The organism is Nitratidesulfovibrio oxamicus, from assembly GCF_015731765.1.
Lineage (GTDB): Bacteria > Desulfobacterota > Desulfovibrionia > Desulfovibrionales > Desulfovibrionaceae > Cupidesulfovibrio > Cupidesulfovibrio oxamicus.
Window position 1 is genome coordinate 1 of the sequence record NZ_VRYY01000810.1, and the last position, 10598, is coordinate 10598.

At 65.8% G+C, this 10598-nt stretch carries 7 protein-coding genes; 3 read left to right on the forward strand and 4 right to left on the reverse strand.

Annotation, left to right across the window (positions count from 1 at the left end; translation table 11 throughout):
- The coding region (gene uvrC, locus FVW20_RS19030) for an excinuclease ABC subunit UvrC (protein ID WP_196610798.1) at positions 1–1286 on the reverse strand (1286 nt) is incomplete at its 3' end.
- A gap of 321 nt (positions 1287–1607) precedes the next feature.
- Here uvrC and FVW20_RS19035 point away from each other — a divergent pair.
- On the forward strand, positions 1608–3017 hold the full coding sequence (locus FVW20_RS19035) for an outer membrane homotrimeric porin (protein WP_196610799.1): 1410 nt from the start codon (positions 1608–1610) through the stop codon (positions 3015–3017).
- 388 nt (positions 3018–3405) lie between these two features.
- Positions 3406–4845, forward strand: a complete 1440-nt coding sequence (locus FVW20_RS19040) for an outer membrane homotrimeric porin (RefSeq protein ID WP_196610800.1) — start codon at positions 3406–3408, stop codon at positions 4843–4845.
- A gap of 213 nt (positions 4846–5058) precedes the next feature.
- Here FVW20_RS19040 and FVW20_RS19045 read toward each other — a convergent pair whose 3' ends face one another.
- Positions 5059–5730, reverse strand: coding sequence for a CBS domain-containing protein (locus FVW20_RS19045; protein ID WP_196610801.1), 672 nt, complete (start codon positions 5728–5730; stop codon positions 5059–5061).
- Positions 5731–6068: 338 nt separating this feature from the next.
- Here FVW20_RS19045 and FVW20_RS19050 point away from each other — a divergent pair, with 338 nt between their 5' ends.
- Positions 6069–6935 (forward strand): YitT family protein, encoded by an 867-nt coding sequence (locus tag FVW20_RS19050; RefSeq protein ID WP_196610804.1) that lies wholly within the window; start codon positions 6069–6071, stop codon positions 6933–6935.
- Positions 6936–7190: 255 nt separating this feature from the next.
- Here the strand turns inward: FVW20_RS19050 and FVW20_RS19055 are convergent, their stop codons facing one another.
- Together FVW20_RS19055 and FVW20_RS19060 are read right to left on the reverse strand one after the other, a co-directional pair.
- Positions 7191–8282, reverse strand: coding sequence for a hypothetical protein (locus FVW20_RS19055; protein ID WP_196610802.1), 1092 nt, complete (start codon positions 8280–8282; stop codon positions 7191–7193).
- Between the two features lie 431 nt (positions 8283–8713).
- Positions 8714–10598, reverse strand: a 1885-nt coding sequence (locus tag FVW20_RS19060; RefSeq protein ID WP_196610803.1) for a tetratricopeptide repeat protein, incomplete at its 5' end; no start/stop codon positions are given.

Here is a 10598-nt window from a genome sequence, read left to right on the forward strand (position 1 = left end):
GAGCGGGGCGCCACGATGCGCACCGGCCCGCCGCGCAGGTCGGCCAGGGTTTCCTCTATGGCGCGCAGGCTCATGTCCGTGGCGGCCTGGGGGGCGAGGGGCGCGGCCGAGGGCGGGGAAGCATGACGCCCAACTGCGAGGGGCGCAATGCCCGCCGCGTCCTGCCCTTCCGACGCGTCCAGCGTTCCCGATACCCCCGAATCGGCTGATTCTCCGGATACGGGTGATTCGGCTTCCCCCTCGGGTCCATCCGGTGCAGGCGTGGGCGGAGCGGTTCCGGCGTCCGCATTGCCTTCCGCCCCTTCCGTCGCTTCGGTCACAGGCAGCCACGGCACCACGATGCGCGCGGGTATGGCCGAATGCGGCCCGTAGAATTGCCCCAGGAAGCTCAGCAGCAGTTCCGGGGCCTCCTCGAAGCCAAGGCCCGGCCACAGGAAGGCACGGCCATCCAGCACCGTTCCCTGCCGTACGAACAGCACGCCAAGGCCCAGCCCGCCGCCGGTATCCACGATGCCCACCACGTCCAGGTCGCCTCCGCCCGGCAGCACGGCGGCCTGGCGCTCAACGGTGCGTTCCACGGCGCGGATCTGGTCGCGCAGTTCGGCGGCCCGTTCGAATTCCAGCGCCCCGGAGGCGGTTTCCATCTCCGCGCGCAACTGCCCCACCAGTTCATCCGAGCGGCCAGAGAGCAGCATTTCCACCCGCTGCACCAGCGCGGCGTACTCGTCCTGCGGCACGTCGAACACGCACGGGGCAAGGCACTGCCCTATGAAGTGATACAGGCAGGGGCGCACCCTGTTTTGCAGCGCCCGGTCCGTGCAGCGTCGCAGGGGAAAGGCGCGGTGGATGGCCTTCCACGTGGCGCGGGCCGCCCCGGCGGAGGTGAACGGGCCGTAGTACTGGGCGCCGTCGCGGCGCACGGCGCGCACGATGTCGAGACGCGGGTAGGGATGCTTCTTTTGCAGGCGAAAAAGCACGTACTGCTTGTCGTCGCGCAACACGATGTTGTAGCGGGGCCGGTGCTTCTTGATAAGGCTGGCCTCCAGCAGCAGCGCCTCCTTTTCGGTGGTGGTGCTGAGGGTGTCCAGCCGTTCGGCCTGGCGCAGCATGGCCAGCGTCTTGGGCGTCTGGGGCGGCGGGGCGCCTTCGGCGGCCTCGCGGAAATAGGACGCGATGCGTCTGCGCAGGTGCTTGGCCTTGCCCACGTACAGGATGCGCCCGGCGGCGTCCTTGTACAGATAGACGCCGGGTGTATCGGGAATGCTCGACATGACGGGCTTTTGCATGCGGAAATGGGGCGGCCCGCCGGGCGGTGCCATGTGTCAAAAGCGTGACTTTCGGGTGGCGGGACGTGCGCAAGCGATGGGTGGAGGGGCGCGTCGCCGCGTTCCGGTCTCCCTCATCGGTTCGCGTGCGTCAAGGGCAGACGGGGGCTGGCCGGGCAACGTGACGATTTTCTGCGGCGTTGGACAAAAATCCTCTACCGTAAAAAAAATTTTACACCGGCACTTGCCAAGGTTTTCCGGGTGGAGTAATTTGCACTCCGAACCTTGTGTTCCCGCGTCAGGAACATCGCACTTGAACCGCAAAGGAAGGAAGGGAAAACAATGAAGCGCATCGTTACTCTGATGCTCGCCGCCATGCTGGTGCTCGGCTCCGTCGCCGGCGCCTCGGCCGCCGACATCAAGGTGAAGGGCCAGTGGGATTTCGCGTTCCAGTGGCTGGACAACACCGATTTCCAGGATGGTGACCAGGACGGCAACAGCGAAGACGACTTCGGTGCCCTGCAGCGTCTGCGCACCCAGATCGACATCATCGCCAGCGAAAACCTGCGCGGCGTGGTGTTCTTCGAAATGGGCGACACCTTCTGGGGTCGCGCCGGTTCCACCGACCAGGGCGGTGCCCTTGGCGCCGACGGCCGCACTGTTGAAGTGAAGCGTTCGTACATCGACTGGACCGTGCCCAACACCGACCTGATGGTCCGCATGGGCATCCAGGGCCTGGCCCTGCCCGGCGCCGTGGCCGGTTCCCCGGTCCTCGACGACGACGTGGCCGCCCTTACCCTGTCGTACAAGTTCAACGACATGGTCAGCCTGACCGGCTTCTGGGCCCGTCCGTACGACACCAACGCCGATGACTCTGCTGGCACCGGCAACACCAAGCACGACGAACTCGACCTGTTCGGCGCCATCCTGCCCGTGTCCCTCGACGGCGCGAAGATCACCCCCTGGGCGATGTTCGGCTCCATCGGTGAAGACGTAAGCCTCGCCACCGGCAATGGCGCCTCGCGCAACCAGGCTGGCTACGGGCTGACCTCCATCGGTTACGGCCTGGCCGAAGAAACCACCGCCTGGTGGGGTGGCGCTTCCTTCGAAGTGTCCATGTTCTCGCCCCTGTCCGTCAAGCTGGACGCCATGTACGGCTCCGTTGACGGCGACGACGAAGAATCCGACCGTTCCGGCTGGCTGGTCATCGGCGCCGTGGACTACAAGATGGACATGATGACCCCCGGCATCTTCGCCTGGTACGCCAGCGGTGACGACGACGACGACACCAACGGTTCCGAGCGCATGCCCTACATCTCGCCCGACTTCGGTCCCACCTCCTTTGGTATGGACAAGGTCGGCGCCCCCATCGCCGCCGACTCGATGCTGTCTGTCAGCGGTACGGGTCTGTGGGGCGTTGGCGTGCAGTTGGCCAACATCACCTTCGTTGAAAACCTGAAGCACACCCTGCGTGTTGCGTACATGGAAGGCACCAACGACGAAGATATGGTTGGCGCTGGCGCCGCCCTGCGTCCCACGGACGCTGCTGGTGCTGCTTGGAACGGCCTGTACCTGACCGACAAGGACAGCGCCATCGAAGTGAACTTCGATCACTTCTACAAGATCTACGACAACCTGGACCTCATCGTCGAAATGGGCTACATCAAGCTCGACGTCGACGAAGACACCTGGAACAACGACGACTTCAGCGATGCCTGGAAGCTCGGCTTCAACCTGAAGTACAGCTTCTAAGGCGCAGTGTTCCTGACGCATCCCGAGGGGAGGCCGCGAGGCCTCCCCTTTTTGTATGCGGAAAGCCCCGCGCTCTGCGCGGGGCTTTTTGTTGTGTACAGTAAGGAATCCCTGGCAGGTGGGGTCGAATGTGAAGATGCGTTACATGCAGGCGGAACCGGCTGTGTCTGGTGGGGAGGCGCGGAGGGGCGTGCCCCTGTGGCAATGGGGTGGGGCAGGCGCGTGCTGGACTATGCAGAATTGCTGTTGCCATTTTTGTCGTATGAAAAAGGGGCTTGGCAGCGGGGGAAAAGGGCCTGACGCACGATTGTTGCCAAAATTTTAAACTTCGGGTACGAAGTGCGAGTGGTTTCAGGCAACCCCAACAGCAAAGAAGGAAGGAGACTCCATGAAACGTTTTGCTACCCTGATGCTGGCCTTCGCGCTGGTGCTGGGCGCCTTCTCCGCTGCCCAGGCCGCCGACATCAAGGCCAAGGGCGCGTGGGCGTTCGATTTTTCGTGGCTGGACAACGGCGACTACACCTCTGCCGATGACGACGGCAACAGCGACGACGACTTCTCCGCCAGCCAGCGCTTCCGCACCCAGATCGACATCATCGCCAGCGAATCCCTGAAGGGTGTCGTGTTCTTCGAAATCGGCAACACGGTGTGGGGCCGCGCTGGCACCGGCACCTCCGACCAGGGCGGCGCCCTGGGCGCCGATGGTCGCACCGTCGAAGTGCGTCGTTCGTACATCGACTGGATCGTGCCCAACACCGACCTGAAGGTCCGCATGGGTATCCAGGGTCTGTCCCTGCCCGGCGCCGTTGCGCCTTCCTCGCCCGTGTTCGATGACGACGTGGCTGGTCTTACCCTGTCCTACGCCATCAACGACACCGTCGGCGTGACCGCCCTGTGGGCTCGTCCCGCTGATGCGAATGGTGGCACTACCGACGGCAAGAATGGCTTCGACGAAGCCGACGTGTTCGCCCTGATCGTGCCCGTGACCCTGGACGGCTTCAAGGTCACCCCCTACGGCGTGTACGCTTCCGTGGGCAAGGACGCTGGCTTCACCGGTTCCACCAACGGTGGCACCGAGTTTCTCTCCGGCATGCTGAGCATGGCCGAGTTTGGTGGTGGCGCCAATCCCGCCATCGACAGCCGCTCCGACTCCTACAGCGCCTGGTGGGGCGGCGTGTCCTTCGAAATGAGCGCCTTCTCGCCCTTCTCCCTGAAGCTTGACGCCGTGTACGGCTCCAAGACCGCCGACGACGACGCCGAGTCCGCCGAACGCGCTGGCTGGCTGGTTGCCGCCCTTGCCGAGTACAAGCTCGACATGGTCACCCCCGGCATCCTGGCCTGGTACGGCTCTGGTGAAGACGACGACCTGTCCGACGGTTCCGAACGCATGCCTTCCATCTCCCCCACCGGTTGGGGCGTGACCAGCTTCGGCTTCCCCGGTTCCGTGTACCGCCAGGACACCTACTTCGGTCTTAACGGCGCCGGCTCTTGGGCCCTGGGCCTGCAGCTGGCCGACATCTCCTTCATGGAGAACCTGTCGCACGTGTTCCGCGTGGTCTACATGCAGGGCACCAACGATGCCGACGTCATCAAGAACAACCCCACCACCATGGCTACTGCTTTCGCTCCCGGCAACACCTTCGTGTTCCTGACCGACGAAGACAGCGCCATCGAAGTGAACTTCGACACCACCTACAAGATCTACGAGAACCTTTCCCTCGTGGTCGAACTGGGCTGGATCAAGCTCGACATGGATGAAGACACCTGGGGTTCGGACGACTACTCCGACGCCAAGAAGATGGTCTTCAACTTCATCTACGAGTTCTAAGCCTTACCCTGCCTGAAACCGCACACCCCGCCGGGGGCCGCAAGGCCCCCGGTTCTTTTTTTCGGAATCGGAAAGAAGGAGCTCGTTTCGGGTAACTGGCACGAAAACGGCCCGCACCTGTAGGTGCGGGCCGTGTGCGGTTCAGGGAGGCGGGGCGGGAGAGCGGCGGGCACGGAGCAGCAGCCGGATTGCAAGGCCCCCCCCGGGTGCTCGTTAGGCAGGATGCACGTTGTCGCGCGCCCAGTACATGAGCGAGAAACGGCTCTTTACCGCCTCGATGATACGGTTTTCCTCGGCGCGGTCCATGGGCAGGATGCGGATGTACACCCGGCGGGTGGGGCCGCTGGAATCGTCCATGGAGGTGAGGATGGAGATGATGCGCGCGTTGTGTTCGCGCAGGGTGTCCACGATGGGTTTCAGCGTGCCGGGGGTGTTCTCCAGTTCAAAGGCGAATTGCACGCCGCCATGGCGCACACCGGTGATGGTGATGAGCACCTTGAACACGTCGCTGTCGGAAATGATGCCCACCAGCTTGCCCGCGTCGTCAATGACGGGCAGGCCGCCGATGCGCTTTTCGATCATGTTCAGGGCCACGGTTTCCACCGTGTCATCGGCGCGCACCGTGAACGGGTCGCGCGTCATGATGTCTTTGACCTTGATTTCGGAAAGCAGATAGTACAACTCGTGCATGTCGAGCGTTGTGGCCTTGGAGGGTGAGGCTTCCTTGATGTCCCGGTCGGAGACGATGCCGATCAGGCGGCCTTCGGCGTCCACCACGGGCAGGCGGCGGATGCGGTTTTCCTTGAGGATCTTGGAGGCCTTCATCATTGACGTATCGGGCGTTATGGTGATGACATCCTTGGTCATCCATTCGCGAATGAGCATGGGGTAAATCCTCCTGCGTGGCGGATGGTGTGCGTTGATGGTTTGGGGTATCCTGTTGGAACCATTCTATACCTGTTTCCGGGTGGAGCACAACTCCCCGCCGGGTGTCCGTCAGCGGTAACAGCGCCGAATTTGCCGTGTCCGGCAGTTTTCGGCCAGATCCGGCTGCTATGCGTTGGCTGCAGCGCGGATGGCCTGTCTGTGCAGTTGGGCACCTGCAGCCCGGCACATGCGGCCCGCACATGCGATCACGACGCGCAGTGGCGGCGCGTCTGCCCGGCAACCAGACAATCGAGCGCAGCGCCGCCTATTCCGGCGGAGAGCAACAGGGGACGCAGATGTTCGAAAGGGAATTGCGCAACGTCAGCATGACCGTTTGGTGGAACCTGGCGCTGCTGACCATCGGGGGCACGTTGTTCTCGCTGGGCATGAACGCCATCGCAGTGCCGCACGGGTTCATTTCCGGCGGCATCTTCGGCACGGGCATTTACATCTACTATGCCACGGGCGTGCTGTCGCCCGCCCTGTGGTACCTGCTGCTCAACCTGCCCATCTTCGTGCTGGGCTGGCTGTTCGTGAGCCGCCGTTTCTTCCTGTACAGCCTGTATGGAACGGCGGTGACCACCATCGCCGCCCAGTTCATCACCTGGCAGGCGCACATCACCAATCCGCTGCTGGCGGCGGTGGCGGCGGGCACGGTGTGCGGGGCGGGCCTTGGCATCGTGCTGCGTTCGCTGGGCAGCGAAGGCGGCATGACCATCATCGCCATCATACTGCACCAGCGTTGGGGAATGCGCGTGGGGCAGGTGAGCTTTCTCTACAATTTCGTGCTGTTCATGGTTGGCCTGGCCACGCTGGATGTGGACATGGTGCTCTATTCCGTCATTCTGGTGTACACGTATTCGCAGGTGATGGACTACGTGCATTCGCTGTTCAACCAGCGCAAGATGGTGTTCATCATCTCGGAATGCGCGGAATGCATCGCAGCGGAGATATTGCAACACCTGCACAGGGGTGCAACATTCCTGCAGGGCAAGGGTGCCTTTACCGGGCGGGACAAGCAGGTGCTGATGACCGTGGTGCAGAACTATCAGCTGAAGCGGCTGGAAGAAACGGTGTTCCGGCATGATCCCAATGCCTTCATGATCGTGGAGAATACCTTCAACGTACTGGGGACGGGGTTTTCCACGCGGAAGGTTTATTAGACGGGCCCGGACACTTGCGGGTGGGACACTTGCAGCCCGGCCACTTGCAGCCCGGCCATTCGCGGACGGGACAGGTGCAAGCCGGACAGGTGCAAGCCGGACTGAACGCGAGAGGCGCCGAAATGGCGTGATGATGCGGCATGCTGCGGCGGCGGGCAGGGGGATACCCTGTGCGCCGCCCCGGCATTTTTGCGCATGGGTGCGCGGAGGGGCTGACGGCAGGATGCCGCAGGTGGTGGAGGGGGGAGCCGGGCGTCAGTCCGTCACGATAAGGCGCAGGCTGGCGCACAGGGCTGCCATGGTCTCCGGGGCCGGGCCTCCGGTACTGCACAGGCAGACCGCCATCAGCTTGTTTTCGTCGCCGACCAGCCATGCCGCACCTTCCTCGTGGATGGCGCCGCGCGACAGGCGGCGCAATACCGGCAGGGCTCCGAACAATGGTCTTCGGTCCGTACGTTGCCAGAAGGCCGTTTCACGGGTGCGGGGCGGTCGGCAGTGGGGCGAGCGCGCATGCACCTCACGGGTGTCCAGCCCTGCCCGGCGGGCTGCCCAGTGGCGCAGGGGCAGCCCCTGCAGCACCACGTTGGCGGGTGAAAGCCGCTCCACGGACAGGGTGTCCGCCCCCCGGCGAAAGTGCAGGGCGCACAGCCCCGGTCGAAAGGTGAAGTCGCGCAGGGCAAACCCTGCGGGTGCGGAAAGCTCCAGATCGTGCAGCCGGAAGGGCACCGCCTCGTGCCGGGGGTGCAGGCGCAGCGAGGACAGCACCGCCGCCGCTTCCAGCAGGGCGGCCTCGTCGGGTTGCGGGGCATGCAACCGGGTAATGGGGGGGGCGTCGGAGGCTTCGGTGTCCCTGACGCCATGCATGCCCGGAACGTCATGGCCCCCGGGACCGCCATGCCCTTCGGGGACATCACGACCAGTCGGGGCATTGCGACCAGCCTGGGCCATCGCAGGCCCCGCCGGAAAGCGCACCTCGATGATGCAGCGGGCTTCGTCATCATGGCACAGCGCCCCGCAGCCCCCGTGCCAGGAAAAGGGCACGTAGGTCAGCCGGGGGCGCAGCGTGGCCAGCACCTGTGCCCAGCGGGCGGGCACCCGGCGCGGGTCCGCGGTGAAGCCGGGCAGACGCCGGTTCTGGCGTTCCAGTGCCGCACGGCGGCGCGGGATGGAAAATTCGGCGGGGTCGGGCCCCCAGGCGCACTCCAGGGTGGCGCGACCGTGTCGGGCCAGCGACAGGAAATGGAGTTCCACAGCGTGTGGCTGCCAGTCGTACGGAACGGACAGGCTCAGGCCGTTCCAGGCGATGTGCCGCGCGTGCGGCTCTGGTGGTGGGGGAGCGGGGTCCATGTGTCTGATCGGGGGGAGCCGGTCGTGGCACCGGCGGGGTAGGGGGGACGGGCTGCGGCCACGCTCGGCCACGCAGGCCGTTGCGGTTGCGGTGAGGCAGGGGGGAACGACCGTGGCGTTCCGGGCATCGGGTTCCTCACGTTGAAAGAGTACCCAATCAATTGGCAGGGCGCAAGAGGCACGCAATGACGCAGGCCGCCGCGTGGCGAAAGAGTCTGCCGCCCAGCCGACCGCGCGGCCATTCCGGGCGGGTTTCCGCTCGGCCGGACGACCGGGGCAGGCATGCCGGCGCAGGCCATGCTTCGGCCATGTCGGCGACATTTCCTGCCTCGTCTCTATGCGAACTGCGGGGCTTCCCGATGCGATACTGCCGGATGCTGCCCCGCGACAGCCCGCCACAGTCCGCCACCGATGCGGCAGATTGCTTTCGCTCAGCGCTCCCCGGCGCGCAGCAAGGCCTCGCGGGCGTCATGGTCGCGACCGCGCACCTGCAGGGCGCGGGCCAGTTCCAGCCAGCCCTGCTTCAGGTCAGGCCGCAGGGCCACGCTCTGCCGGGCCATCACTTCCGCGATTTCCGGGTCTTCGCCGCCGTCCAGGTACAGCCGGGCCATGAGTTGCAGGGCGATGGCGTCCTGCGGGTTGTGCAGCAGCGCCTCGTGCAGGTGTTCGCGGGCCTCGTCCGGACGGCCCTGGCGCATGCACAGCCGGGCCAGGTGGCGGCAGGTCAGCTCCGCGCCGCCATCCAGCTTCGCGGCCTTGGTGTAGTACTGCCGGGCCTGGGCGAAACGCTTCTCGCCTTCGGCCAACTGCCCCAGGCGGATCAGGGCGTAGACGTGCCCCGGCGCGTTGCGCAGGCACTTGCGGAAGCAGTCGCGCGCTTCCGCCGTTTCGCCCTCGGACTGGCACACCGTGCCCAGGTTGTACAGGGCCATGGGGTCGCCGGGCTTGCGCGCCAGTGCCTCGCCGAAGTGGCGCCGCGCCTCGGAATGCCGTCCCAGCCCGGCCATGCACACCCCCAGCGAGTTCCAGGCCATGGTGTTGCCTTCGTCCGCCAGCAGGGCCAGCTTGTATTCCTCGATGGCCCCGAAGGTGTCGCCCAGGCTGTAGCGCTTGTCCGCGCTGATGTTCAGCGCCAGGGAATCCAGCACGCCCACGCGCGGCGCGGGCAGCAGCATGGCGTATTCCAGGGCCTTCAGGCAGTTTTCCAGCGCGTCGGCCTTGCGGTAGCTGAGATACGGATGGCAGGCCACCCCCACGGCCGCCCCGATGCGCAGGCGGCGTTCCAGTTCGTCGCACAGTGCTGCGTAGGTTTCCCGCGCCCCTTTTGCTCCCTCCGTTCCATCAGCCGTCATGCCGGGGTGGAAGAAGATCAGGCTGTTCAGGCCGTAGCGCCCGCCGAGGGCCTGCTGACCCAGCAGGTCGCGGCACAGTTGCGCCGCCTCGGCCATGAGCTGTTCCGGATGTGCGGCGCGGCCTTCCGGCTCGCGACCTTCGTCCGACAGGCGGATGAGCGCCAGGGCAAAGGCGTCGCAGCGTTCGCGTTCGGCGCTCCAGCGGGCCAGGAAGTCGCCGTGGCGGAACAGCCCGGTCAGCGGATCGGTGCGTGGCGCTTCTCCGCCGCCGTCGCGCACGGTGACCCCCTTTTCCTCGGGCAGCAGGGTCAGCCGGTCACCGGGCTCCACCGGCCAGGTGGGGTCGCCCACGTGCATGATTTCGGCCAGCGAGGTGTTGTCGCGCACCTCCATCAGCACCACCTCGCCCTTGTACAGGGGCTGGCGCGGCTCCTGCGAGCCGCCGCGCACGGGGTAGGCCACCGACCATACGGAAAAGCGCTGCCCTTCGCGGGCGTTCATGTTGCCGCCAAGGCTCACCACCACCCGCGACAGGGGCAGGGTTTCCAGCACCCGGCCCCCTTCGGCCAGAATGCGCGAAAAGCCCATCACCGGCACGCCGGGCGCGGCATCGCCTCCCTTGCCGTCACCGTCCCCGACGGACAGGGCGGCAGCCTCCACGGCCACGGCGGCGGCCAGGCGGGCCTTGCGCAGCAGCACCCGGGCCTGCTCGCCATGGTCGCGGGCAAAGGCCGCGCCCTCCATGTCCTGAGGGTAGACTGCGAATCCGGCGGAAACGGTCACCCCCACCGGCTCGTCGGTGAGCCCGCAGGTGATGGTCACCCCGCGCAGGCGGCGCACCATGTCCACGGCCAGCTTGCGGCAGCCGCCGGACGTGCCCGCAGGCACGAACAGGGCGAATTCGAAGTCGCCGGTGCGTGCGGCCAGGGCCTGTTCCGGCGCGGCGCGGCGCAGTTCCTCGGCC

Coding starts and splice junctions, on each gene's coding strand:
- FVW20_RS19035 (WP_196610799.1), top strand. CDS start 1,608: ATGAAGCGCATCGTTACTCTGATGCTCGCCGCCATGCTGGTGCTCGGC.
- FVW20_RS19040 (WP_196610800.1), top strand. CDS start 3,406: ATGAAACGTTTTGCTACCCTGATGCTGGCCTTCGCGCTGGTGCTGGGC.
- FVW20_RS19045 (WP_196610801.1), bottom strand. CDS start 5,730: ATGCTCATTCGCGAATGGATGACCAAGGATGTCATCACCATAACGCCC.
- FVW20_RS19050 (WP_196610804.1), top strand. CDS start 6,069: ATGTTCGAAAGGGAATTGCGCAACGTCAGCATGACCGTTTGGTGGAAC.
- FVW20_RS19055 (WP_196610802.1), bottom strand. CDS start 8,282: ATGGACCCCGCTCCCCCACCACCAGAGCCGCACGCGCGGCACATCGCC.